Origin of the sequence: Mahella australiensis 50-1 BON (assembly GCF_000213255.1) — a bacterium.
In the GTDB taxonomy this organism is placed as follows: Bacteria; Bacillota; Clostridia; order Mahellales; family Mahellaceae; genus Mahella; species Mahella australiensis.
Window position 1 is genome coordinate 1,989,348 of the sequence record NC_015520.1, and the last position, 23,802, is coordinate 2,013,149.

Here is a 23,802-nt window from a genome sequence, read left to right on the forward strand (position 1 = left end):
CAGTCTACATTGACAGGATCTGCGCTAATCGATATAGATCCTGATTAAATGAGCGTTTCATAGTCAAAGCTTCTTCTACTTCAACGTCCACTATATGATTATTTCTTATACCCACTACTCGATTGCCTATACCCTGCTTCAACAATTCTACTGCTCTGGCACCCATGCGGCTGGCCAGTATTCTATCGAAAGCCGTAGGACTACCACCGCGTTGTATATGGCCTAATATGGTTACTTTAACTTCCAAACCTGTTTTAGCCTCTATTTCCTTACCCAGCTCGATAGTACCGCTTATTTCTTTGTTTAATACCACCCCTTCAGCCAATACGATGATGCTATGTTGTTTGCCCCTGTTTCTGCCTTGTATTATGCGCCTGCATATCTCATCTGTCTCAAACGGCAGCTCGGGAACTATAATGCTCTCGGCTCCGCCGGCTATACCGGAATAAAGAGCTATATCACCGGCATTACGGCCCATCACTTCTACAATGCTTATTCGGTCATGTGAGGAAGCAGTATCCCTCAGTTTATTTATGGCATCGATCACGGTATTAATAGCGGTGCTGAAGCCTATAGTATAATCCGTACAAGCTATGTCATTGTCTATAGTTCCCGGTAACCCTATGGTAGGCACGCCCAGTCGGCTCAAATCTCTGGCTCCTCTGAATGAACCGTCGCCTCCTATTACCACGATACCCTCTATTCCATATTTCTTTATAATTTCCATCGCCTTTTGCATACCGGCTTCGGTTTTAAATTCTTCGCTGCGAGCGGTCTTTAAGATGGTGCCACCCCTATGCAATATATCGCCCACGGCTGATATATCCAACTCTTGAATCTCATCGTGAATAAGGCCGTTAAATCCCCTTATTATACCTAAAGTCCTCATATCGTTGTATGCGCCGGTACGCACTACAGCCCTTATAGCCGCATTCATGCCTGGCGCATCTCCACCGCTGGTTAAAACGCCTATTGTCTTCATATGTACCTCCACTTTATAATATCATGTCTAAGTTTAACTAAAATTTCTTATTACGTCAAGCATCAGTCGCTGCTAAGCTCGCCCATTTTCGTAAGTATTGTGGCTTTGCCTCTGATTTTTATGGCAGCGGTATTCTCAGTAAATTGGGCTATCATTACCTCTCCCTTATCCAGTTTCTCGGTATGATGAAATTTCGTATCTCGCCCTCTAGTCAAACCTATAACGGTTACGCTGTCTTCTAATGCTTTAATGCATATATAATCTCCCAATATTTCATCCAATTTATCCTGTTCCATTTTTTAAGTCCTCCTTAATTCTCAAATACGTGTTGTTAAAACACGGCCAACATTATATCACTTTTACACACTCACGGCCCAGAAGCTCTTCAAGCCTGTTTAGCAGCTCCGGCGTAAGTTCTATCCAAAGTTTCTTATCAGCCATAAACCGATGCTTAGATGCTTCATCATACAAATAAACGGGTACTTTGCCGCTGTAGCATTCTAGCAACGGCTTTATATCCTCTGCCATACTCACATTCTTTCCTTTACCTATAATAAGATAAAGACGATGGGCTTTACTCGATTGCGGTAAAGGATTGACTTCATCGCATATAAGTTTCGGCTCTTCGCCTTCGCGCGCGCTTATACGACCGCGTATCAGCACAATGTTATCCGGTTTCAGCATGGACAAATAACGGTTGTACACTGTAGGGAAGACTAACACCTCTATAGCCCCGTAAAGGTCTTCCAGCGTCATAAAAGCCATTAAGCTATCGTTTTTTGTAGTTTTGGTCTTTATAGCACTTATTATACCGCCCATTACCACACTATCGCCATCTTTGACCGATACCCCATCTTCTAAAATATCTTCATCGTTCTCATCTATTTTCAATGCCTTTATATGCGCCGTGTTAGCGGTGCAGCAGCTTTCCAGGACATCGCTGTGCTCTGCAAGGGGATGACCACTAACATATATGCCCAACGTTTCTTTTTCCATCGCCAGTATATCTTTAACAGGATATTCGGGTATATCAGGCAATTCATCGCTTTCACTTGAGACTTGTCGCGTTGCAGCCTTATCGAAAATCGATACCTGACCATCCAGATTCTCCTTTTTATTGCGCAACGTACTTTCAATAATACGCTCGTAAACCTTCAACAGAGCAGAGCGCTTTATGCCCAATGAATCGAACGCTCCGCATTTTATAAGACTTTCCATCATCTTTTTATTTATAGCATGCATGTCGATTTTACGGCACATATCGGTGAAGCTAGTAAATAAGCCCTGGCTTTCTCTAGCATTTATTATAGCATTTATAGCATCTTTGCCTACGTTTTTTACGGCGGCCAGTCCAAATCTTATTGTATCGCTCTCAACGCTGAATTTGGCATTACTATGATTTATGTCCGGAGGCAATATTCTTATGCCTATGCGCTTGGCTGCTTGTATATAATAAGCTATTTTATCGGTATTATCCATAAAGCTGTTCATCATAGCTGCCATAAATTCAATAGGGTAGTGGCACTTAAGCCATGCTGTTTGGTACGCTATAACTGCATAGGCAGCAGCATGGCACTTGTTAAAGGCATAATTAGCAAATTCCTCCATCTCATCGAAAATCGCACTGGCGCTGACTTCATCTATGCCTTTGCGCACCGCGCCGGGCACTACTATATTGCCCTCCTCATCTACTACGCCATATATGAAGCTTTGGCGCTCTTTTTCCATTACGTCAGCTTTCTTTTTGGCCATAGCTCGGCGTACAAGATCAGCTCTACCCATGGAATAACCGGCAATATCCCTAACTATCTGCATAACCTGCTCCTGATAAACCATACACCCGTAGGTCACCTCTAAAATGGGACGAAGGCACGGATGCGTATACGATATGTGCTGAGGATCTTTTTTGCCTGCCAAGTATCTCGGTATTTGTTCCATAGGCCCCGGCCTGTATAACGATATGCCCGCGATTATATCCTCAAGGCAAGATGGCTTTAACTCCTTCATGAATTGTTTCATTCCCGCGCTTTCCAACTGGAACACGCCATCGGTATCGCCCCGACCTATCATATCATACACTGCGGCATCATCAAACGACAAGCTATCCAAATCTACATCGATATGCCTGTTGGATCGTACCATATCCACAGCATCCCTTATAACCGTCAGCGTTCTCAAGCCCAGAAAGTCCATCTTAAGCAGGCCTAATTCTTCCAGCGTTCCCATGGTAAACTGTGTGGTTATCACATCATCATTGCGCTGAAGGGGTACATATTCCGTCAATGGCTTTTCTGATATAACTACTCCTGCAGCATGCGTCGAAGCATGTCGCGGTAAACCTTCCAAGGCTTTAGCCGTATCTATCAGGCGCTTTACTCGCGCATCCTGATATGCCTCGCGCAATTCGCCGCTTATGCTCAAAGCTTTATCAATGGTCATGCCCAATTGAAACGGTACCATCTTGGCTACAGCATCTACTTCGGCATAACTCATATTAAGGGCACGCCCTACATCGCGTATAGCCGCCCGAGCTGCCATGGTTCCGAATGTGATTATCTGTGCCACGCGGTCATAACCATACTTATGAAATACATAATCTATAACCTCCTGGCGACGCTCGAAACAGAAGTCGACATCTATATCCGGCATGCTAACCCGTTCAGGATTGAGCAAGCGTTCAAAAAGCAGGCCGAACTGCAGCGGGTCCACATTTGTTATATTCAATGCATATGCCACAAGGCTGCCTACGCCACTGCCCCGACCTGGACCCACCATTATGCCATTGTCCTTTGCATATTTAACAAAATCCCATACTATGAGGAAATAGTCGACATATCCCATCTGGCATATAACGCTCAATTCATACTCCAGCCTATCCCTTATCTGCGGCGTTATGTCGCTGTAACGCCGTTTAATTCCCGTTTCACATAATTGCCTAAGATACTGTTCTGATGTAAAACCCGATGGTACATCGTACTTTGGTAAATAACGCTTGCTAAAGTCAAAGGTTACATTACAGCGATCAGCTATTGCAATACTGTTGGTTATAGCCTCCGGTATATAATCAAAGGATTCATACATTTCCAATGGCGACTTAAGATAAAATTGATCTGTTTGAAAACGCATTCTATCAGGGGTATCTATAGTCTTACCAGTTTGTATGCACAATAGGACGTCGTGAGCATCGGCATCAGCCTTGTCCACATAATGGACATCGTTAGTCGCTACCGGCGGGATGCCGGTACGCCGCGATATCCTTATCAGCTCCTGAAGCACACGCTGCTCATCCTCTATGCCGTGATCCTGCAGTTCAAGATAAAAATTACCATCGCCAAATATATCGTTAAACTTCAACGCCATTTGTTCGGCTTCTTCATAGCGCTGCTCGAGTATAAGCATAGGTATGTTCCCAGCAAGGCAGCCGCTTAAAGCTATAAGCCCTTCATGATATTGCTGCAGCAACTGCATATCCACCCTCGGCTTGTAATAAAACCCGTCTATAAACCCCGCCGATACCAGTTTTATAAGGTTCTTATAGCCGTCATTATCCTTAGCTAATAACGTCAAATGCGCATATGAATCATCTATATGAGGCTGTTTATCGAACAAAGACCGTGGAGCAACATATACTTCACAACCGATAATCGGCTTTATACCTACTGCACTAGCCTCTTTATAAAAATGAACCACACCGTACATGTTGCCATGGTCAGTAATAGCTATGCTGTCCATACCTAGCTCTCGGCATCGGTTTATCAGATCTTTTACACGCCCTGCGCCATCTAACAAGCTATATTCTGTATGCACATGCAAATGGCTAAATTTAGGCATACATCACTCACCCAGCGCCGTCTCTTCATTTGTATGTTTGCCTTGATCCTGAAGGGCTTGCGGGTGTTCTTTACGCCAACGCTCCATTTCTTCCGGATCATTATGATTGGGCATGGCTTCCAGCATCTTAGCATACATCGATGCATCAAAAGGCATGCGCAGAAAATCCACCAAATGCTTAAAAGCCTCTTGTTCGTCATCGCCTGATACCGTAATCTTCACTATACTACCATCATAAACGCCCATAGCCATTAATCCTAGTATGCTTTTACCATCTACCTTTTTATTATTGATCTCCAGCCATACATGGGCTCTGAATTTGTTGGCTATTTGAACAAACGTGGCCGCAGCTCTGGATTGAAGACCGATTCCGTTGGTAACCTTAACCTTTTCTTGTATCATTCTGTACCGCTCCTTTCCTCGCCTTTAAATCTTCCGCCAGCTGCTCTATCTTCTTCAACCTATGATTAACGCCCGATTTACTTAGCGGAGGATCTAACATTTCGCCCAGTTCTTTTAGGCTGGCTTCTGTATACTCCATACGCAATTGCGCCAGCTGTTTTAATTGCTGCGGCAAAATGTTTAATCCGACCGTATCCTTTATATATTGTATATCGCTAACCTGCCGCCAAGCAGCATCGACAGTTTTAGTCAAATTCGCAGTCTCACAATTGACCAGCCTGTTTATATTATTACGCATATCTTTATATACCTTTACATTTTCTATCTCCAACAATGAATTTGTAGCACGAATTATATTTAGAAAGCGAATTATTTGCTCGCTTTCTTTTAAATATATCACATAACTGTTCTTGCGTTCAATATATTTAGCATTTATACCAAAATGGTGTATCAGTTCGACCAGACTTCGAGCATACGTCTCGTCGCCGGCTACCAATTCCAAATGATAGTCTTTTTCAGGGTCCGTTATCGAACCTATACCCAAAAATGCCGCACGCAGATATGATTTTTTGCAACAGCGTTTTTTTACCACATCCTGATCTATATTATAATTTAAAATATTATTCGCCTGCGCATCATCGTACAGCACACCGGTATCTCTCATAATATGAGTAGCATCGGCACTATCGGTAACGGTTAAAGTATAACCGTGCGCTTTTTGAAAGCGCTCATTGCGATATACGGTAAGTTCAGGTACTATATCATAAAGGCTTTTTATCAATTCATATATTCGACGCGCTATAGCTGCATTTTCAGTATGAAATTTAATACTTATATTATTATTCCCTTTTATGTTTACAATTCCTATTGTTTGTAAAAAAGCCGCTATCTCAGCCCTTTGGCAGCAGGCGTTTTTTATCTTTTGTCGACAAAGTTCATCTTTAACGTTATGGGAAAAAGACAATGGCTCACCTTCTCTCATTTATATCTCTATGTTCTACCATTACTTTATATCCTTGAGCCATCAAATATTCCTTTATAACCTCTGCTATAGTCACCGAGCGGTGCATGCCTCCGGTACATCCTACAGCTATAACCAGCTCGTTTTTGCCTTCTTTTATATAACCAGGTATCAAGAAACTCAACAAATCCTTTAACTTGGATATAAAAATAGGAGTTTCCGGCTGTTTGAGTACATATTCGCGCACGCTTTCCTCCAAACCTGTATGCTCCTTAAGACTAGGCACATAAAACGGATTCGGTAAAAATCTTACGTCAAATACAAGGTCGGCATCCAAAGGAAGTCCATACTTATACCCGAAGGATATTAGAGATATTGTCATACCTTCGTATCGCTCGTTCTCAACAAACAGATGATGCAGTTGTTCTTTAAGCTGTTTGGGCAATAGATCGCTGGTATCTATTATATAAGTAGCCTTCTCTTTTATATATTGAAGGCGACTCCGCTCTTCGGCTATAGCATAAGCCACTCTTCCCTCACTGGCTAGTGGGTGGCGGCGTCTGGTTTCTTTAAAGCGTTTTATTAGTACCTGATCCGAGGCTTCCAGGAATAATATTTCATACGGGTAACCCTGTTGTTTCAGCACTGATAAGCATTCGGCCATATCATTGAAGAATTGGCCTCCACGTATATCGGTAACCACTGCTATTTTATCTATATTACCTCTGGATTGAAAACACAATTCTGCAAATTTTGGGATCAACAATGGTGGCAAATTATCCACGCAGAAAAAACCGAAATCTTCCATAAAATGAAGTGTTTGGCTCTTTCCTGCCCCTGATAAACCTGTAACTATTACAAATCTCATATCATACATCCCTTCAAATGCATTTAGTATATCGCTCACCATCAATGATATAGCACTTGTTTACCAGTTACTGCTCTGCTATCCTATAGCCCTGATAACTATTAATCTCTAGTTAATATACTGTGGATACCGTTTAAATTTATGAATTAGGGGTTAAGCATCGATATTCATTATATTATAAGGTGGATATAAAATGCCTTTTTCCGTTATTATAGCTGAAATATAATCATGTGGAGTAACATCAAATGCTGGATTGATAACCTTTACATCATCCGGCATTATCTGCACGCCGTTGACATATATCATTTCCTTGGGATCCCTTTGCTCTATAGGTATATAACTGCCATCAGGCAAGGTCTTGTCTATCGTAGACACAGGGGCAGCTACATAAAATGGTATTTGATGATGGTGCGCTAAGACCGCCACGCTGTAAGTACCTATCTTATTGGCAGTATCCCCATTGACAGCTATTCTGTCAGCCCCTACTATTACTTTATCTATTTTGCCGTTTCTCATGAGGTATCCCGCCATATTATCGGCTATAACCGTTACATCTATGCCATCTCTGGCTAATTCCCACGCCGTCAAGCGCGCTCCTTGTAGGAACGGCCTCGTCTCATCAGCATAAACCGATATCTTTTTGCCATGAGCTACCGCCGCGCGGATAACCCCTAACGCTGTACCGTAACCCACCGTAGCAAGAGCACCGGCATTGCAATGCGTAAGCACGCTATCGCCGTCATTTAACAAAACCTGCCCAAATTCTCCCATAGCTTTGTTGGCTTCTATATCATCTTTGGCCATTTGATCTGCTTCTCGCTGCATGGCCTCTTTTATAATCTCAACAGAGCTAGTTTTAGAAGCCTGCTGAGCCACTGTAAGAATTTTGTCCACAGCCCAAAACAGGTTAACGGCCGTGGGCCTGGTAGATTTTATAACATCTGCTATATAATTGAGGCGTTGCATAAAAGCGCTGGCATCGGCTGTTTCTATCCCCATAGCGCCTAACACCATGCCGTACGCCGCCGTAACGCCTATAGCTGGCGCCCCGCGGACCTTCATGGTTTTTATGGCATCAGCCACATCTTCATAACTGCGGCATTCTATTATTCTCTCTTTCAATGGCAGTACAGTTTGATCTATAAGCTTCAGACTGCTACCAGTCCATTCCAGCGTATTCGTCATTTATACACCGCCTTTGAGTATTCTCAAATAAAGGTTCATAAGAGCCGTTTGCTCTACCAGCTCTGTAAGGTTATAAGCGGCATATAGGTCCTCACCCAAAGCCACTATACCATGGCGCTCCAATATAAGGGCATGGGCATTCATCGCCGCCTGCCCCGCCGCATTAGCCAATTCAGCGCTGCCAAACGGATAATAAGGCACCGTTATCATGTTAGAAAGATACTGCATGCTTTCCGGATTAATAGGTATTATCGGTTCTCCCGTATAGGCGAATGCAGTAGTAGCTGCAGGATGCGTATGCACTATACCGTTTACATCCTCCCTAGCCTTGTATATCTCAAGGTGAAGATGAGTCTCAGACGATGGCTTATGCACGCCAAAAAGCACATTACCGTCCATGTCTATAACCACAAGGTCATCCTCTCCCAATTCGGCCAATGCGAATTTCGTCGGAGTTATAATAACCTTGTTGCCAATACGCATGCTCACATTGCCGCCATATGCGGTAATAAGGTTACGTTGGTTCAACTTCTGGCATATGTGTATAATAGTACTGTTAGGAGCAGTTTTTTTCATAATATTAAATATAACATTCCTTTCTATTGTGCAGCATCATGGCAGCTGCAATGAACGCTTATGTCCATGCGCTCTATCATATTATATATAAGTTGTTTTACCTTATCATTGTTTTGATCAAATACGCGCAGAACCTCCTGCTCGGTCACCGGTTTTATATCATCGCGGCCCTCTAAACCGGCATCATAGTCGGTTATAAGCGATATATTTACATAACATATACCGAGTTCTCTGGCCAACATGCATTCAGGATATTGAGTCATATTTATAACATGCCAATCCATCTTATGAAACCACTGACTCTCCGCTCTAGTGGAAAAACGAGGACCTTGTATTATAACTATGGTACCCGCCTCATGTACCGTTATGCCCATCTCTTTCGCCACATCTATCGCTAGTAGGCGCAATTGTGGACAATATGGGTCCGCCGAGCTTATATGCCGAGTTACCGGACCGTCATAATAGGTATCCTTCCTTCCCCATGTCCTATCCACAAATTGATCGCATACCACGAAATCGCCCGGTTTTATATCGGGCTGCAGACTGCCTGAAGCCGTAGGCGCTATGATCTGCTTAACACCCAATTGTTTCATAGCGTATAAGTTAGCTCTGTACGGTATCATATGTGGCGGATAACGATGGTCTTTGCCGTGTCTCGGCAAAAACGCCACCTTTTTGCCATTCACCTCTGCTATAGCTATGGCATCGCTGGGGCGCCCATAAGGCGTATCGAGCTCCACTTCCTCAACGTTATCTAAAAATGTATAGAAACCCGAACCGCCAAATACGCCTATATCCGCTTTAGGTTCCATATCGCAATCATATCCTTTCTAAATCTGCATAAACTCGTCCTATTCTTCTATTATAGCAAAAACTGCAGCATATACAATAGCTATCACATATGTCCGGAACGCAATATATCAATCAGCAGCCATATACCAGCTATCCCGGCCACTATAAACCCTACGGTGCCTATAGTGGATAAAGGAACATAGATGCTGCTGCCCTCTACTCCCACAATAACGGCTGAACCTATTATGACAGCAGAGATGATCAATGCATTTATAAGCCTGTTTACCATACGGTTAAAGCGCGATACCGCCTTATCCAATCCTTCCAGTTGAAATTTCACTTCGGCTTCTCCTTTGGATAGCTTGTTCAATACATCCAAAGCTACAGGCGATATCTTGAATAAAGAATCTGCGCTATCGTATATTTCATCCAGACGTTCCTTAACAGCCTCCTTCGAAAAGTGCCTTTTGCGCATCATATTGGTTACAAAAGGCCTGGCTAATTCAAATACGTTCACTTCAGGGTATAATTGCTTTGCTACACCTTCTATGGTCATCAATGATTTATCCAACAGGGTAAATTGCGACGGCAAGCTTATGCCATATCGGAACGCCATACTTACGGTTTCATTTATCAATTCACCCATATTTATCTCGGCCAATGTTTTTTCATAGTACTTTTCTAACAATTCCGTAACATCTATATAAAACCCGCGCAGATCCACGTCTTTGGATAGCACTCCTATATTAAAAAAAGCTTCTATTATGCCATTTACGTCCCTATTGATTACCGCTGATATAAGATCCACCACATGCTCCTGATCCTCTTTTGTTAATCTGCCCATCATCCCAAAATCTATAAATGCTATACGGCCATCGCGTATTATAAATATATTTCCCGGGTGAGGATCGGCATGAAAAAAACCGTCTTCAAATATCTGTTTCATAATGGCTCTGGCACCATTTTCGGCTATAGTTTTGCGATCTAAACCCATAGCATCTATCTTTTCTATTTCATTTACTTTCACACCATCTATATATTCCATTACGAGCATGTGCTTTGTGGTATACTCCCAATACACTTTAGGCACATATATTTCGGTGTACCCTTCAAAATTACGTCTAAAATGATCTATGTTCATGCCTTCTCTTACGAAATCCAGTTCGCGGCGTATCGAACGCGATAATTCGTTTACTATACCCATAGGCTGATAACGCCTGCTTTCAGGCATCCTAGCCTCCATTAATCCGGCTATTTCTTTTAATATCGCCAAATCAGCCTCCACTATGTCATCTATGTCCGGACGCTGTATTTTTATTATAACCTCGCTGTCATCCTTAAGTATCCCCTTATGTACCTGTGCTATAGAAGCTGCCGCTATAGGTTGAGGATCTATATATGCGAAAATATTCTCTATCGATGAACCGATCTCTTTTTCTATAGCCGTTTTTATCACATCAAACAGCAATTCCGGACCTGCATCCTGGAGTTTGCTTAATTCCCGTATGTACTCTTCAGGTATCAGATCCGGCCTTACACTGAGGATTTGCCCAAGCTTCATGAAAAGGGGACCCATTTCTTCCAACATAAGGCGAACTCTTTGCGGTCCGGACAAAGTGCTTATCTTAGTACCTTTAACGCGATTTCGTATATTGAACAATATACTGGTTATACCTATCCTATCGGCTATGAAACCAAAGCCATACTTAAACAGCACATTGACTACTTCTGCATAGCGCCGCCAATGCATGTATCGTTTTTCCAGCGGATTTTTCATCCTAAACAACACCCCTTATTTAATAAAGAAAAAAGGGGCGATTACAGCCCCATTTAATCCATCTAAAGGCCTTTATTGAGGACCATCGTTCAATTTACGCTCTATAGCGTCCAATCTTACTTTTATTTCCTCTAAATCCTTTTTTGTAGCCAGGTTCATCTTATCCAGCATTTTGCTCAATTCCTCTTTGACCTTATTGCTCATATCCTGCTGATTAGCCTTAACCTTCTCCTTATACTCATCGAGTATCTTCTTGCCCTCTTCAGCAGTAACATCCCCTTTAGCTACCAGCTCGTCCACCAACTCGTCTATCTTCTCTCCTGTAGCCGCCATAGCACCTATGCCGATTAAAAATGCTTTTTTTAGTTTATCTTTCATAGCTATTGTGCCTCCCTTATTTTTTTATTGTAACTAATGCTATTATACCATATCTTTCTGCGTTTGATTAGATTTTTATTTAAATCTTGTGGAAATATTATAGTCAGGAGGTGTTAGTATGTCTAAAAAAACTTATAAAATCAAAAAGGACGATGAATTAGAAGATGCTTTGCTAGATAAAAGCGCATATGGAGAATTTATAGCTAATTTCAACCACTGGACAGGCTTAGAGGGCAGTAAAGAACGGGCTCAATATCTATCCGAAGTAGCTGAAAAAACCAGCGGCAAAGATAAACGACAAGGTGATGTACAAAATTACAAAAAAGAAGAGTAAAAGATGAAATAAGGGCGTCTGAAGCTTAGGCGCCTTATTCCCCTTCGTCCATGACAAAGTCTATATTGCGCGTTGAAAGATCCACCTTGGCTACCTTTACCCTGACTTTATCGCCTAAACGATATATCTTTCTGGTATGCTCTCCTATAAAACAGTAGTGTTTTTCATTATATACATAATAGTCATCATCTAAGGCGCTTACATGTATAAGACCCTCTATGGTGTTTTCCAACTGCACATACATGCCGTAATGGGTGATACCGGATATAATACCATCAAAGGTTTGGCCTATTTTGTCCATCATATATTCGGCTTTCTTTAAATCCTCAGTATCCCACTCAACCTGCTGTGCCACCCTTTCCCTCTGCGATGATTGTTGAGCTATGGACGGTAATACTTGAGCAAGATGTTCCACACGTTTAGGTGTGAGCCTGCCATACAACATATCCTTTATTATACGATGGATCATCAGGTCCGGATACCGCCTTATAGGCGATGTAAAATGCGTATAATAACGTGCGGCCAATCCAAAGTGCCCTATATTTTCAGTATCATATCTCGCTCTTTGCAACGATCGCAATAACACGCTGTTAACTACCGCTTCCTCCTCGGTGCCTTTCACCTCATTTAAAAGGTCTTGGAGCGCTTTGGGATGTATTTTGCCTCCTATGCCCTTTAAATGATAACCTAGATTGTGTATAAAATCGTTAAAAGCCAGTATCTTTTCCGGATCGGGCTCTTCATGAACTCGATAGATAAAAGGCACTTGCGTCCAAAACATGTGCTCAGCCACCGTTTCGTTGCACACCAGCATAAATTCTTCTATTATCTCATCGGCTATACCACGCGAGTGTAGCAAGACATCAGTAGGTTTACCGCTTAAATCCAGTTTTATTTGAGCCTCATCTATATCGAAATCTATGCTTCCCCTTTCCCGACGCCGCTGCCTCAATATGCCTCGTAATTGTTCCATTAGCTTAAAATCATCAATGAGATAACCATATCTGTCCATTAACCCATCGTCCGGCTCAGTAAGCAGCTTTGTCACATCAGTATACGTCATCCGTTCGCAAGTTTTAATAACGCTGGTGGTAAACCTATGTTCGACCACATTGCCCTTACTATCTATTTCCATAAATACAGAAAGCGTTAAGCGATCCACACGCGGATTAAGGCTGCATATACCGTTGGACAAAGCCGGTGGAAGCATAGGTATGACGCGGTCTACAGGGTACACGCTGCATCCTCTGGATAACGCCTCTTTATCGAGCGCGCTGCCCTCCTTTACATAATGGCTGACATCCGCTATATGAACACCGAGCAAGAAGTGGCCATTTGGCAACAATGATATGGATACGGCATCATCTAGATCTTTTGCATCTTCTCCATCTATAGTAACTATATGAAGATCTCGTAAATCCTCCCTGCCATGCATGTCCTTTTGGGAGACAGCTTGCGGCACAGAAGCGGCTTCCTCCATCACTTCCTGAGGAAATTCTTCTGGCAATTCATATTGACGTATTATAGATAAAATATCTGTACCGACATCATCCTTGTGACCGAGAACCTCTATAACTCGCCCTTCAGCCCCAATGCGTCCACGCGGCCACCTCGTCACCTGTATCACCACTTTATAGCCATCTTGAGCCCCATTCAATGCATCGTCTGGTATGAGGACAGTCGTATGCAACCTCGGATCATCTGGAACCAGAACTGCAAAATGCTGGCTTTTTTCTATAGTGCCTACTATTCTCTCGTTGGCTCTTTCAAGGATTTGTACTATTTGTCCTTCGCGCGAGCGATCGCCATCGCTGAACAGTATTTTAGCCATTACGCGGTCGCCATTCATGGCACCGTTTATATCATCAGCTGATACATATACGTCTTTCTGACTACCATCATCCGGTATTATAAACCCAAATCCCTTAGCATTAGCTTGAAACCTTCCGGTAACATATCCCAATCTCTTGGGCAAACCGTATTTTTTAGTTTTGGTCCTTACTATAGAGCCTTCTCTCTCCATAGCATCCAGCACAGATAGAAAGCTTTTTTTGTCTGCCCTCTCTATTCCCATAATATCCATTAATTGAACTGCCGTCTTGGGCGTATAATCGGATTGGCCCATAATCTCTAATAGTTTTTCTTTTATGTTCATTATTCACCTCCTCATGCATTTATGTTGACCATTTGTCGCATAGCATCCAACGATATCTCTATAAATTCATCCAAAGTAATGCCCAATTGATCGCAGCTGTTTATCTGCTCCCTGCTGGCACCTCGGGCAAAAGCTTTATCTTTCAATTTTTTCTTTACCTGTTTCACGGTTACGTCAGCTACGTTCTTGCTAGGTAATACTAAGGATACAGCCGTTATAAAACCAGTCATAGGATCAGCTGCATACAGTGCCTTGTCCATTAGTGTTACCCTATCTATACCATGGTATTCATTATGAGCCTTAACAGCATGCACTATATCAGCATCCATGCCTATGCCTTCCAAAAGATCGGCGCCTACTATACCATGCCTGGCCGGGTCCTGATCCACTTCTTCATAATCTATATCATGTAACAGACCAACCAAGCCCCATTTTTCCTCATCCTGTCCCAGCTTTTTAGCCAGTGCCTTCATTATAGCCTCGGTCGCCAACACATGTTTTAAAAGATTTTCTTCTTTAATGTGCTGTTGTACCAGTTCTAAAGCCTCTTGTCTCGTCAAATTCGACACACCCTTTCTAAGTATTATATAAAATTAGCCCGGCGTTATTCTATTCGCCGGGCTTTCATATCTTACCTTATGAATCGCTATTGTAGCAATACCAATACAAGCGACAGCACTATAAAAACTACAGCAGCATACTTGGTCAGGCGCTTTAATTTTGCATCATAAGTACGTGCCTTGTTTTTGCCAAAGAATGTTTCGGCTCCACCTGCGATACTGCCCGATAAACCAGCCGTCTTGCCCGACTGCATCAAAACGACAACGATTAAAACAATACTGGCGATTATATACAACGCCATAAGAACATTCTTTAATATATCCATCTCACTATATCGTCCTTTCATCAATACTCTCGATCAATAACGATGATAATTATAACTCATCTAATCAACCAATGCAACTTATTATTTCATCCAGCGTCGGGATCGAGCTTATTGCGCCTTTCCGCATAACGCTTATAGAAGCGGCCTTGTTAGCAAAATCTAGCATCTCATACGCCGCATCTTTGTTTATAGAGCATAAGCCCTCCAAATTATGCAATAGCTTATACAAAAACGCCCCCGTAAAGGCATCCCCGGCACCGGTAGTATCGACGACCTCTACCTTTCGGGCGGGCACGGATATATTAAAATCTTTTGTATAAAGCTCGGCACCCTGAGCACCTTTAGTATACGCTACAACCTTTACATCACCTACAAATAAAGACGCTATGGCCTTTGGCTCTTCGGCTATACCTGTTATAAATTCAAGCTCCTCATCGCTTATCTTTAAAATATCCGCATATGGTATAAAATCGTTTATAGTTTCTCTGCACCGTTGCGCATCATCCCATAAAGCAAGCCTTACATTAGGATCAAAGCTTACCAGGCCGTCTTTTGATTTAATGCTATTTATCGCTTTTATATGTGCATACTTAACAGGAGCTTCTATAAGGTCAACGGAACCGAAATGAAGTATATCTTTTCCTGAGAACCATTCGCTATCAATTTCATCTCCGGATAATAACATATCAGCGCTCGGATTCCTATAAAACATGAATTCCCTATTCCCATCGGCCTTGAGACTTACAAAAGCGAGTGCAGTATTGGCTTGATTCGTTCTACTTATATAGTTTGTATTAACGCCAGCACTATTTAGCGTATCCAGAAGAAAATCTCCAAAAGCATCAGCACCAAGCTTGCCTATAAAAGCGCTGGTACCTCCAAGCCTGCTTACCGCACAAGCAACATTTGCTGGAGCTCCACCAGGTGCCCTTTGAAACATACTAACCTGCTTAAGCGGCACACCTCTTTCATCCGGTATAAAATCTATAAGCGCTTCACCTATAGTATAAACCGTTGCAGCTTTGCTCACGATGCTTTTTGCACCTCTACCACCTTGGTCCCTGCCCATACATCACCATAGCGCTTCCCTTCGGCATCATTCATAGCCTTAACGATCTCAACCACATATATTATTACTCCAATGATACCGCCTATAATCTGTCCTATAATCGGTATGATCATAAACAGGCTTGGTATGGCGAAGATTATATTTCTTTTAACAGAATCGCCATATGTAACGGCACCATGGTCAGTCACCACTTTAATGTCAAGCAACTTTTTGCCAATACTTTGCCCGTCTAACAGACCGTCTCTTAAAAGCATGTAGAAAAAACCAATAACGCCACCTATAAACGGTATTAAGGCCACCAAATAGGTTATTGCCACATCGATTATAAAGGCAAAGGCCCTGCGCACATTATCCGCTTTTTTATACATAACTCATACCCCCTAATCAATAATCTAATATAATTATATCAATTGCTCACAATAAACACAAGCAAAAACACCATTCCATCTGCGATTCGTAATATAACAAATTCAGCGATGCAAGGATATAAATCCTACGCACGCTCATGAAATATTGCTGGCGTACTTACAATTCCTTTCGCTTGAGCAAGCTAACGCCGGCAATTCGCGTCCATGCTCAATGCCGCCTGGTCGGGCGTCCATGCCCGACCTACGCTTGCTCTGCGCTGCACTCATTGAGTACGCCTACGCAATATTTCAAGGCGTTCTCCGGCTTTATATCATTTGCATCGCTTTGTATCATCCGTTTCAGTTATATATTACGAATCGAAGGCCATTCCATGTTCTTGTTTTGCTTGTACCATGCATAGTTTATACTGTATAATAGACATAGATTATTGATGTATAACCCGACAATAATTGCAAATTTATCGAAGGAGAGGAAATAAAACTTTGAAACGTTCAACTATAACATGGATTGTCATAATAGCTGTAATATTGATATTGGCTATTGTATTGATAAGCAGCTATAATAATCTGGTCAACATGGAAGAAAACGTAAATAGCAACTGGAGCCAGGTTGATAATATGCTGCAGCGGCGAGCTGATTTAATACCCAATCTTGTGGAAACAGTCAAAGGATATGCGGCCCATGAACAGGCTGTATTTGACAGTGTAAATCAGGCCAGAGAAAGCCTCTTGGCCGCTCAAACGGCAGGTGAAGCAGCCCAAGCCGATCAGGCATTAAACAGCGCTTTAGGAAGATTACTTGCCATAGCGGAAAACTATCCAGAGCTTAAAGCCAATCAAAATTTTATAGCGCTGCAAGATGAGTTAGCCGGTACAGAGAATCGCATAGCAGTATCCCGTCGCGATTATAATAATGCCGCCCAGCAATACAATGCTGCTATACGTCGTTTCCCTACCAATATAATAGCAGGCCTATTCGGCTTTGAGCAGAAAGAATATTTCCAGGCCGAAGAGGGGGCTCAAAAAGCTCCCCAGGTGGATTTTTCCGAATAAGAGGGAAAGTCAATGGTAATTTTTAAACGCATATGGGTGTGCTTTTTGGCTTTTATGCTGATACCTATTGCAGTATCAGCAACGCCTCCTATACCACCCAAGCCATCCGAGTTCGCGTATGTATATGACTATGCCGATCTCATCGATGCCGAAGACGAGCAGCGCATCAACGAGTTGGGTGCTGCTATAGACAATGCATCCGATGCGCAAATAATAGTAGTGACCGTAGATAACATGGGAGATTACCCCATAGAAGATTATGCACTGGAGTTGTTCCGCAACTGGGGTATAGGCGATAAAGAGAAAAACAACGGCGTTTTGCTGCTGGTAAATAAACAGCGCCTTATGGATAATCAATCCGGGAAAGTGCGCATAGAGGTAGGTTATGGTCTGGAAGGTGCCATACCGGACAGTGTAGCCGGACGTATATTGGACGAGTATGTGCTCCCGCAATGGAATCAGAAGGCATATTCCACAGGCATAACAGACGGTTATATGGCTATAGCAACGCGTGTAGCCGAGGAATATGACATAGATTTGAACAGCATTGACGGCTATACACCCATAAGCGTTGATACAAGCGCTGAAGAGCAAGATTCAAATGACGCTTCATGGAGCGGTGTAATATTTATATTGATCGCCATAGCATTTATTTTCTTTAACATCAAAAGCGGCGGGGGGCGACGCGGCCGTTACAACCGCTGGGGCGGGCCACCATTCGGGGGCGGCGGCTTTGGTGGCGGTGGTTTTGGTAGTAGTGGCGGGGGCTTCGGTAGCGGCGGATTTGGCAGTGGCTCATCCGGCGGCGGAGGTGCGAGTAGGTAACGCATGAATGACTTTACTAAATGGCTGAGCGACTGCCGTCTATGTCCGCGACAGTGCCGCATAAACCGTTTGGACGGCCAATGCGGCATATGCCGTGCCGGTGCATTGCCTAAAATAGCATTAGCCTCGCTGCACCGGTGGGAAGAGCCATGTATAAGCGGCACCAGAGGGTCTGGTACGGTATTCTTTTCCCATTGCAATTTGAGCTGCCTTTTTTGCCAGAATTATGATATAAGCCAAAATGATTTCGGCAAAGAGATAAGCATAGACGAGCTGGCTAAGCTATTCATAATGCAACAACAACGAGGTGCCCATAACATAAATCTGGTTTCACCAACATCGTTTATGCCGCAAATAGCAGAAGCTTTAATAAAAGCTAAAGAACATGGTTTGGCAATACCGGTGTTATATAATTCTAATGCTTATGAATCAATAGATGCATTACATTGTATGGATGGCTTAATCGATGTATATTTGCCGGATTTGAAATACTTCAGCGACGAGTATGCTGTAAAATATTCAAAAGCACCGCATTATTTTGAACATGCTACGGCCGCTATAATGGAAATGCATCAACAAGTCGGCTCGCCTCAATTTGACGACGAGGGTATAATAAAAAGAGGTCTCGTAATACGGCATCTTATGCTCCCTGGATTGATCGAGGATTCCAAACAGATACTGTTATGGATAAGAAACAATCTCCCTATAGAGGTTTATGTAAGCCTAATGGCACAATATACGCCTATGTATAAGGCCAAAGAACATGAGAGGTTAAACCGACGTATAAGTCGACGTCAATACGAGGATATTATAGATTATTTCTTCGATATAGGATTGGAAAACGGCTATGTCCAAGAGCGTTCTTCGGCTAAAAGCACATATACGCCCGATTTTGATTTAAGCGGGCTATAGATAATAGCGTTTATGCTTAAGCGAATCTGAAATTAGACGACTACCCCCGCATATTTCAGATATATCAAAATAAGCAAAAAAAAGCTTATGATAGAAAAACACATACTGTTAAAATCGAGTTCCAATTCTCTTACTCGGGATAAAATGTTAGATTTTTTTATCACCAAATGATATGCTAAGAATCCTATCAGAAGGCTAGTTAGGAAAATCATGATTTTATTTATGTAAGACCCTGGAGTTATTACCATATATTGATCGAATAAAAACCTCATCAACTCATTTCCTAAAATTCCCCCTCCCAAACACGCAAACCCCATTGCTAAAACAATAAATTTCCTATTAAGGCCCATGTTTATCCTCCCCGTCTCACCATCACCAAAAACCATAGTTGAATACCTTACAAAAGAAATAATAGTACCAAGATTTATTAATACAATACCGAACTCAGCCAAAGATCCCTGGGCGCCGTAAGAAATCCAATACTTCGATATACTTCCATTAAAAAACGGTGTCCCAATTATTCCCATTATGGCCATTATCATAGCTATTGATACTGCCGGCATGCTTTTGAATAAACCTCGGATTTTATATAAGTTTCTCGTTCCGTATGTTTCAGTTATAATACCTGCTGTTAAGAAAAGCGTAGATTTAAATATAGCATGATTTATAATATGATAAATCGCCCCCCAATACGCCTGGATATTACCCATATTAATGCCCATCATTATGAGACCTATTTGTGAAACGGTACTATAAGCCAAAATTAACTTTATATCTTTCTGGGAGATGGCCAATACGACTCCGATAATCGCCGTCAGAAAACCAATTAGCAAGAAAAAATCCATAGTATTAATATGAGTTTCAAAAACTTTTTGCATTCTGATAAATAAATAAACCCCATTTTTTACATATAGTCCAGATAAAATAGCAGAAACTATCGATGGAGCGCTAGGCGTTCCATGAGCTTTGGGCAACCAGCTAAAAAGCGGCATTAATGCTGTTTTTAGGGCTATAGCCGTCATTATAAAAGCATAGGGTAAAATCAAGCTTTGAGAATTATGTATAAATGCCATTCGTTGTTGGATTAAGGTTAAATCCAATACTCCAAAAGTTTTATATAACATCCCTACTCCAAATAAAAAGAACAGCATCGCAACAACATTTATCATCATATATAACATGCCGTCATATATGGCACGACTATCTTTTTTAAACATTATCAGAATACTCACGATTATAGTCGAAACTTCTATCATAACGAAAACATTAAACAAATCGTTAGAAACAAATATACCAATCATCATGCCCTCTAATGATAAAAATAAAAATATAAATAAATTATTCATGTAAGTTTCTCTATAATCAAAAATAACCATGGCCAAGAATAATGTAGCAGTTAAAACAACCATAACCCCCGATATTGGATCCAGCTTTAATGTTATTCCAATACCGTGACTCCAGCCACCCAATGTTTCCATATAAGTATTATGTTGCTTTACATGCAAGAAATTAATAATGGCCATCGCTAGGATAAAGCACTGAAATATAGGGATTATAAATCTATGTCTCGGTTTAAAAAATAGATAAAATATCATTCCCACAAGAATAGGTGCCAATATAAGAAAAAATAAAGGTATCATTTATTTCTCCTTTTTTTCATGGCCTTTTGCCAATTTGTCGTTCCATATTTATGATACATATGAATAAACATAGTCAACGCCACTGCAGAAACAGCTATACCGATAACGATTTCGGTTATCATCAGCGCCTGAGGTAATGGGTCCGCCACTTTATCGGCGTCAAAGGGAACTATTGGCGGTACGCTCCCCTCAACAAAGGCGGAAGATATAAAATATAATATTATAGCTGATTCCATAATCTCCACACATATTATAGTTTTAAGAATATTTTTCCTCGACAGTAGACCGGCAAAGCCTATGAAAAATATAATAATGCCAGCTATTTCGCCATTTATATATCCCAAAATTTTACCTACCTTCGTGAAATATAAATCTCAAAAATATTATAGTCAAGCCACAGCTAACTTTCAATCCTATGAAGATATTCATAGATATTAAATATATTAGATTGATATAATTATGCAAATAATCATTAACATACCATTGTTGAAAGAGAACTAATATAGGAAATAAAATTATACATATAAACAATATCTTTTCTATAAGTTGCAATGATTCAATGCGAAAATCGTCTGCAGGAAAGGCTATATAACGGCTGATAAAAACCGATGCAATGATCGCTCCGCCTTGGAATCCTCCACCGGGAGTCAAATGACCGTTAACTATTACGTATATACCGAATACAATAATGAAAGGGTATAATAAACCAACCATCCTTGTTATAATTTCAGAATTAGAACTCATCGTCATCCCTCTCCCATGATAAATGTATTACTGCAATAACGCTTAATAGTAACAATAAAGCTTCAAATATAGTATCAAAAATCCTATAATTGAGATAAATAGCTGTGACGGCATTTGACGCTCCCGTATCACTTTGAAAGGATTCCAGATAATAATCATATACCGGCTTATCTATAGTTTCCATATTGCTGCAATATGAAATTATTATCAATACTGCAAAAGTTCCACACACAAGTATTAAAGGCAATTTACGTATCATTGTCTTCATATCCTCGCATCCTTATAATGGATAGATTTAAATGATTATATCTATTACTATTTAAAAAGTTTTCTAATTCTTCGAATTGATAATTCTCTAAATTCCCATATATTATTATAGAATCGCCTTTTTGATTAATCACCATATCGTAATTATGTGCATTTAAAATATTATCTATTTTCTCGGTTGTATAAACCGCCTGGGGTTCTAATTCGCGTTCTGCCAAAAAGTCCTCAATATCATTTAATATTTGAATTTTGCTGTTACCTACATAACTATCATTAAAATTCTTATCTTCCGCATGAACAACACATATGGTAAAGACTTTATATTTCTTTAAGGCGACCAAAAATAATATTGTCGCTAATGCACTCCCAATGACAGCCTCGGCCATAGCAACGTCAGGAGCGCCGTAATATATATAAACAAAGGAGCTTATAAGAGAAAAAGTACCCATATAAACTATCGCTCTTCTTATCTTTGATGTCTGAACCGTAATTAACGCAAGTACCAACATTAGCAAGAGAAATATATTCTCCAACATATGGTTTCTTACCTTTCTATATTTCGCAAATATATTGCCACGCAATGATTATTGTAATAATAATCATTTTTCAATTCACTCATCGTAATGATCATTTACTCTATAACCACTTATATATGCCGATCTAGCTATAGCATGAGTAGAAATAGGATTTGTTATAATAGCTAGAATTATAATAAAAAGTACTTTCAGACTAAAGAAACTCATCCCTGCTTTAATCATTATTCCTATCATCAAAGTAATAAATCCCACTGTATCCACTTTTGATGTAATAAGGATACGAGAATAAAAATTTTTAAATCTAAGGATCCCGTAAACGCCAAAAAAAATAAAAATTAAACCTATAACAATCAACACATTTCCCAATAATTGCATCAAAGATCTCCTCGTCTTTCTATAAACCTAGCAAGTAATACCATTCCTATAAATCCTATAAGCGTATATGCTATTGCAATGTCAAGCAAATAGGATTTGTCTAATATAAGTGCAAAGACAACTATTGCCATTATAATCTTTGACGAAATCAAATTCATCCCAAGCATTCTATCCCATATAGTTGGACCTAATATAGTTCTTATAATACCACCTACCATAAAAACAGCAATGATGATAATCAAATATTGTTGAAAATCCATTTATTTATGCCTCTGATAAAATATCTTCGAATTTTAATTTAGTAACATCATGTAAATTTTGATTTCTAGAGTTCCCTAAGCAAAGCACTTTAAGTTTTTTCCCATTTTTATCAAGAGTTACTGTTCCAGGTGTTAACGTAATTGAATTGGCCAATATACCTATCGTAAAATCTCGTTCTAATTTAGTTTCCATATCTATTATATATACATTTGTTTCATTTTTAATAATACGATAAATAGAAATAATGCCTGCCCGATAAATTTCAAGCATAAGATAGGTTATAAATTTGACAACCGTCCATAGTTTTAAGCTGTAAAAATGCTCATAATCCCCCAGAAGCAAATAATTATTAGTAAAGATAATGGTTAATACACCCACAATCATTCCCGCTAAAATTTGCTTAAAACTAATTTCTTCAACCAAAATCACCCAAAATACCAGAAGTATTAAGATTATCCTTCTGTAATACAAAAATCTTCTCATAAATACACAGAACCTCCCATCCAGGCATAGAAAAGGCTTTCTCAATGAAGATGAATATATAGCTTTTTCTTCCCACCACAATTTCATATCCTAGCCGATGAGCTCACTCTCCCAGTATTCTTCCTATATACATTTTGATCAA

28 protein-coding genes are annotated in these 23,802 nt (G+C 40.8%); 4 read left to right on the forward strand and 24 right to left on the reverse strand.

All coding sequences use genetic code 11. The annotated features are described in order from the left end of the window. Positions 1-4 precede the first annotated feature (4 nt). From pfkA to MAHAU_RS09335, 11 genes are all read right to left on the reverse strand, one after another. Entirely contained in the window at positions 5-982 is a 978-nt protein-coding gene (gene pfkA, locus MAHAU_RS09285) for a 6-phosphofructokinase (protein WP_013781470.1), read from the reverse strand. 62 nt (positions 983-1,044) lie between these two features. After that, on the reverse strand, positions 1,045-1,278 hold the full coding sequence (gene mtrB, locus MAHAU_RS09290; protein ID WP_013781471.1) for a trp RNA-binding attenuation protein MtrB: 234 nt from the start codon (positions 1,276-1,278) through the stop codon (positions 1,045-1,047). Between the two features lie 52 nt (positions 1,279-1,330). Further along, positions 1,331-4,813, reverse strand: coding sequence for a DNA polymerase III subunit alpha (locus MAHAU_RS09295; RefSeq protein ID WP_013781472.1), 3,483 nt, complete (start codon positions 4,811-4,813; stop codon positions 1,331-1,333). Between the two features lie 3 nt (positions 4,814-4,816). Beyond that, positions 4,817-5,215, reverse strand: coding sequence for an HPr family phosphocarrier protein (locus tag MAHAU_RS15085; RefSeq protein WP_013781473.1), 399 nt, complete (start codon positions 5,213-5,215; stop codon positions 4,817-4,819). Next, complete coding sequence (gene whiA / locus MAHAU_RS09305; protein WP_041644534.1) at positions 5,196-6,179, reverse strand: DNA-binding protein WhiA; 984 nt, start codon at positions 6,177-6,179, stop codon at positions 5,196-5,198. The genes MAHAU_RS15085 and whiA overlap by 20 nt, the downstream gene beginning before the upstream one ends. Positions 6,180-6,183: 4 nt before the next feature. After that, positions 6,184-7,044, reverse strand: a complete 861-nt coding sequence (gene rapZ, locus MAHAU_RS09310) for an RNase adapter RapZ (protein ID WP_041644536.1) — start codon at positions 7,042-7,044, stop codon at positions 6,184-6,186. A gap of 153 nt (positions 7,045-7,197) precedes the next feature. Then, a complete protein-coding gene (gene mtnA / locus MAHAU_RS09315; protein ID WP_013781476.1) occupies positions 7,198-8,229 on the reverse strand; it encodes an S-methyl-5-thioribose-1-phosphate isomerase in 1,032 nt (343 codons plus the stop codon). Beyond that, the gene (locus MAHAU_RS09320; RefSeq protein ID WP_013781477.1) at positions 8,230-8,805 is read right to left on the reverse strand and encodes a class II aldolase/adducin family protein; all 576 of its coding nucleotides are present in this window, start codon (positions 8,803-8,805) and stop codon (positions 8,230-8,232) included. A 23-nt stretch (positions 8,806-8,828) separates the two neighbouring features. Further along, positions 8,829-9,617 carry an S-methyl-5'-thioadenosine phosphorylase gene (locus MAHAU_RS09325; RefSeq protein WP_013781478.1) on the reverse strand — a complete coding sequence of 263 codons (789 nt, stop codon included), beginning with the start codon at positions 9,615-9,617 and terminating at the stop codon, positions 8,829-8,831. Positions 9,618-9,700: 83 nt separating this feature from the next. Continuing rightward, positions 9,701-11,374 (reverse strand): 2-polyprenylphenol 6-hydroxylase, encoded by a 1,674-nt coding sequence (ubiB, locus tag MAHAU_RS09330; RefSeq protein WP_013781479.1) that lies wholly within the window; start codon positions 11,372-11,374, stop codon positions 9,701-9,703. A 72-nt stretch (positions 11,375-11,446) separates the two neighbouring features. Then, complete coding sequence (locus tag MAHAU_RS09335) at positions 11,447-11,752, reverse strand: phasin family protein (RefSeq protein WP_013781480.1); 306 nt, start codon at positions 11,750-11,752, stop codon at positions 11,447-11,449. Positions 11,753-11,870: 118 nt separating this feature from the next. On the opposite strand from MAHAU_RS09335, the gene MAHAU_RS09340 reads away from it, so the two are divergent. Then, entirely contained in the window at positions 11,871-12,086 is a 216-nt protein-coding gene (locus MAHAU_RS09340; protein ID WP_013781481.1) for a hypothetical protein, read from the forward strand. Between the two features lie 34 nt (positions 12,087-12,120). On the opposite strand, the gene rnr is transcribed toward MAHAU_RS09340, so the two are convergent. The 5 genes from rnr to MAHAU_RS09365 form a co-directional block, all read right to left on the reverse strand. Further along, positions 12,121-14,241, reverse strand: coding sequence for a ribonuclease R (gene rnr, locus MAHAU_RS09345; protein WP_013781482.1), 2,121 nt, complete (start codon positions 14,239-14,241; stop codon positions 12,121-12,123). A gap of 11 nt (positions 14,242-14,252) precedes the next feature. Further along, positions 14,253-14,801, reverse strand: a complete 549-nt coding sequence (locus MAHAU_RS09350) for an HDIG domain-containing metalloprotein (protein WP_013781483.1) — start codon at positions 14,799-14,801, stop codon at positions 14,253-14,255. An 86-nt stretch (positions 14,802-14,887) separates the two neighbouring features. Next, complete coding sequence (gene secG / locus MAHAU_RS09355; RefSeq protein WP_013781484.1) at positions 14,888-15,127, reverse strand: preprotein translocase subunit SecG; 240 nt, start codon at positions 15,125-15,127, stop codon at positions 14,888-14,890. Between the two features lie 64 nt (positions 15,128-15,191). After that, a complete protein-coding gene (locus MAHAU_RS09360) occupies positions 15,192-16,196 on the reverse strand; it encodes a carbohydrate kinase family protein (RefSeq protein ID WP_049783357.1) in 1,005 nt (334 codons plus the stop codon). Then, positions 16,154-16,564: an RDD family protein gene (locus MAHAU_RS09365; RefSeq protein ID WP_041644052.1), complete on the reverse strand. Its 411-nt coding sequence runs from the start codon at positions 16,562-16,564 to the stop codon at positions 16,154-16,156. The genes MAHAU_RS09360 and MAHAU_RS09365 overlap by 43 nt, the downstream gene beginning before the upstream one ends. 498 nt (positions 16,565-17,062) lie before the next feature. Here MAHAU_RS09365 and MAHAU_RS09370 point away from each other — a divergent pair, with 498 nt between their 5' ends. From MAHAU_RS09370 to MAHAU_RS09380, 3 genes are read left to right on the forward strand one after another with little or no spacing between them, the layout of a single operon-like run. Beyond that, positions 17,063-17,617: a LemA family protein gene (locus tag MAHAU_RS09370; protein WP_425357408.1), complete on the forward strand. Its 555-nt coding sequence runs from the start codon at positions 17,063-17,065 to the stop codon at positions 17,615-17,617. A 12-nt stretch (positions 17,618-17,629) separates the two neighbouring features. Next, positions 17,630-18,442, forward strand: coding sequence for a TPM domain-containing protein (locus tag MAHAU_RS09375; RefSeq protein WP_013781487.1), 813 nt, complete (start codon positions 17,630-17,632; stop codon positions 18,440-18,442). A 3-nt stretch (positions 18,443-18,445) separates the two neighbouring features. After that, on the forward strand, positions 18,446-19,354 hold the full coding sequence (locus MAHAU_RS09380) for a radical SAM protein (protein WP_013781488.1): 909 nt from the start codon (positions 18,446-18,448) through the stop codon (positions 19,352-19,354). 32 nt (positions 19,355-19,386) lie between these two features. Here MAHAU_RS09380 and MAHAU_RS09385 read toward each other — a convergent pair whose 3' ends face one another. From MAHAU_RS09385 to MAHAU_RS09420, 8 genes are all read right to left on the reverse strand, one after another. Continuing rightward, positions 19,387-20,994: a complex I subunit 5 family protein gene (locus MAHAU_RS09385; RefSeq protein ID WP_013781489.1), complete on the reverse strand. Its 1,608-nt coding sequence runs from the start codon at positions 20,992-20,994 to the stop codon at positions 19,387-19,389. Then, the gene (locus MAHAU_RS09390; protein WP_013781490.1) at positions 20,991-21,338 is read right to left on the reverse strand and encodes a sodium:proton antiporter; all 348 of its coding nucleotides are present in this window, start codon (positions 21,336-21,338) and stop codon (positions 20,991-20,993) included. Before MAHAU_RS09390 ends, MAHAU_RS09385 begins: the two co-directional genes overlap by 4 nt. A gap of 4 nt (positions 21,339-21,342) precedes the next feature. Then, a complete protein-coding gene (locus MAHAU_RS16160) occupies positions 21,343-21,744 on the reverse strand; it encodes an MnhB domain-containing protein (RefSeq protein ID WP_425357399.1) in 402 nt (133 codons plus the stop codon). Beyond that, the gene (locus MAHAU_RS09400) at positions 21,728-22,006 is read right to left on the reverse strand and encodes a Na(+)/H(+) antiporter subunit B (protein ID WP_013781492.1); all 279 of its coding nucleotides are present in this window, start codon (positions 22,004-22,006) and stop codon (positions 21,728-21,730) included. Before MAHAU_RS09400 ends, MAHAU_RS16160 begins: the two co-directional genes overlap by 17 nt. Then, complete coding sequence (locus tag MAHAU_RS15090) at positions 21,987-22,541, reverse strand: Na(+)/H(+) antiporter subunit B (RefSeq protein WP_013781493.1); 555 nt, start codon at positions 22,539-22,541, stop codon at positions 21,987-21,989. Before MAHAU_RS15090 ends, MAHAU_RS09400 begins: the two co-directional genes overlap by 20 nt. Positions 22,542-22,616: 75 nt before the next feature. Continuing rightward, positions 22,617-22,916, reverse strand: a complete 300-nt coding sequence (gene mnhG, locus MAHAU_RS09410) for a monovalent cation/H(+) antiporter subunit G (RefSeq protein WP_013781494.1) — start codon at positions 22,914-22,916, stop codon at positions 22,617-22,619. Further along, positions 22,916-23,176, reverse strand: a complete 261-nt coding sequence (locus tag MAHAU_RS09415; RefSeq protein WP_013781495.1) for an MrpF/PhaF family protein — start codon at positions 23,174-23,176, stop codon at positions 22,916-22,918. Before MAHAU_RS09415 ends, mnhG begins: the two co-directional genes overlap by 1 nt. A gap of 4 nt (positions 23,177-23,180) precedes the next feature. Then, the gene (locus MAHAU_RS09420) at positions 23,181-23,660 is read right to left on the reverse strand and encodes a Na+/H+ antiporter subunit E (protein WP_013781496.1); all 480 of its coding nucleotides are present in this window, start codon (positions 23,658-23,660) and stop codon (positions 23,181-23,183) included. Positions 23,661-23,802 lie beyond the last annotated feature (142 nt).

Bases quoted from the DNA above. Each gene is read 5' to 3' on its own strand.
- pfkA (WP_013781470.1), bottom strand. From the start codon at position 982: ATGAAGACAATAGGCGTTTTAACCAGCGGTGGAGATGCGCCAGGCATG.
- mtrB (WP_013781471.1), bottom strand. From the start codon at position 1,278: ATGGAACAGGATAAATTGGATGAAATATTGGGAGATTATATATGCATT.
- MAHAU_RS09295 (WP_013781472.1), bottom strand. From the start codon at position 4,813: ATGCCTAAATTTAGCCATTTGCATGTGCATACAGAATATAGCTTGTTA.
- MAHAU_RS15085 (WP_013781473.1), bottom strand. From the start codon at position 5,215: ATGATACAAGAAAAGGTTAAGGTTACCAACGGAATCGGTCTTCAATCC.
- rapZ (WP_041644536.1), bottom strand. From the start codon at position 7,044: ATGAGATTTGTAATAGTTACAGGTTTATCAGGGGCAGGAAAGAGCCAA.
- mtnA (WP_013781476.1), bottom strand. From the start codon at position 8,229: ATGACGAATACGCTGGAATGGACTGGTAGCAGTCTGAAGCTTATAGAT.
- MAHAU_RS09320 (WP_013781477.1), bottom strand. From the start codon at position 8,805: ATGAAAAAAACTGCTCCTAACAGTACTATTATACACATATGCCAGAAG.
- MAHAU_RS09325 (WP_013781478.1), bottom strand. From the start codon at position 9,617: ATGGAACCTAAAGCGGATATAGGCGTATTTGGCGGTTCGGGTTTCTAT.
- ubiB (WP_013781479.1), bottom strand. From the start codon at position 11,374: ATGAAAAATCCGCTGGAAAAACGATACATGCATTGGCGGCGCTATGCA.
- MAHAU_RS09335 (WP_013781480.1), bottom strand. From the start codon at position 11,752: ATGAAAGATAAACTAAAAAAAGCATTTTTAATCGGCATAGGTGCTATG.
- MAHAU_RS09340 (WP_013781481.1), top strand. From the start codon at position 11,871: ATGTCTAAAAAAACTTATAAAATCAAAAAGGACGATGAATTAGAAGAT.
- rnr (WP_013781482.1), bottom strand. From the start codon at position 14,241: ATGAACATAAAAGAAAAACTATTAGAGATTATGGGCCAATCCGATTAT.
- secG (WP_013781484.1), bottom strand. From the start codon at position 15,127: ATGGATATATTAAAGAATGTTCTTATGGCGTTGTATATAATCGCCAGT.
- MAHAU_RS09360 (WP_049783357.1), bottom strand. From the start codon at position 16,196: ATGGGCAGGGACCAAGGTGGTAGAGGTGCAAAAAGCATCGTGAGCAAA.
- MAHAU_RS09365 (WP_041644052.1), bottom strand. From the start codon at position 16,564: ATGTATAAAAAAGCGGATAATGTGCGCAGGGCCTTTGCCTTTATAATC.
- MAHAU_RS09375 (WP_013781487.1), top strand. From the start codon at position 17,630: ATGGTAATTTTTAAACGCATATGGGTGTGCTTTTTGGCTTTTATGCTG.
- MAHAU_RS09380 (WP_013781488.1), top strand. From the start codon at position 18,446: ATGAATGACTTTACTAAATGGCTGAGCGACTGCCGTCTATGTCCGCGA.
- MAHAU_RS09385 (WP_013781489.1), bottom strand. From the start codon at position 20,994: ATGATACCTTTATTTTTTCTTATATTGGCACCTATTCTTGTGGGAATG.
- MAHAU_RS16160 (WP_425357399.1), bottom strand. From the start codon at position 21,744: ATGACGATGAGTTCTAATTCTGAAATTATAACAAGGATGGTTGGTTTA.
- MAHAU_RS09400 (WP_013781492.1), bottom strand. From the start codon at position 22,006: ATGAAGACAATGATACGTAAATTGCCTTTAATACTTGTGTGTGGAACT.
- MAHAU_RS15090 (WP_013781493.1), bottom strand. From the start codon at position 22,541: ATGTTGGAGAATATATTTCTCTTGCTAATGTTGGTACTTGCGTTAATT.
- mnhG (WP_013781494.1), bottom strand. From the start codon at position 22,916: ATGCAATTATTGGGAAATGTGTTGATTGTTATAGGTTTAATTTTTATT.
- MAHAU_RS09415 (WP_013781495.1), bottom strand. From the start codon at position 23,176: ATGGATTTTCAACAATATTTGATTATCATCATTGCTGTTTTTATGGTA.
- MAHAU_RS09420 (WP_013781496.1), bottom strand. From the start codon at position 23,660: ATGAGAAGATTTTTGTATTACAGAAGGATAATCTTAATACTTCTGGTA.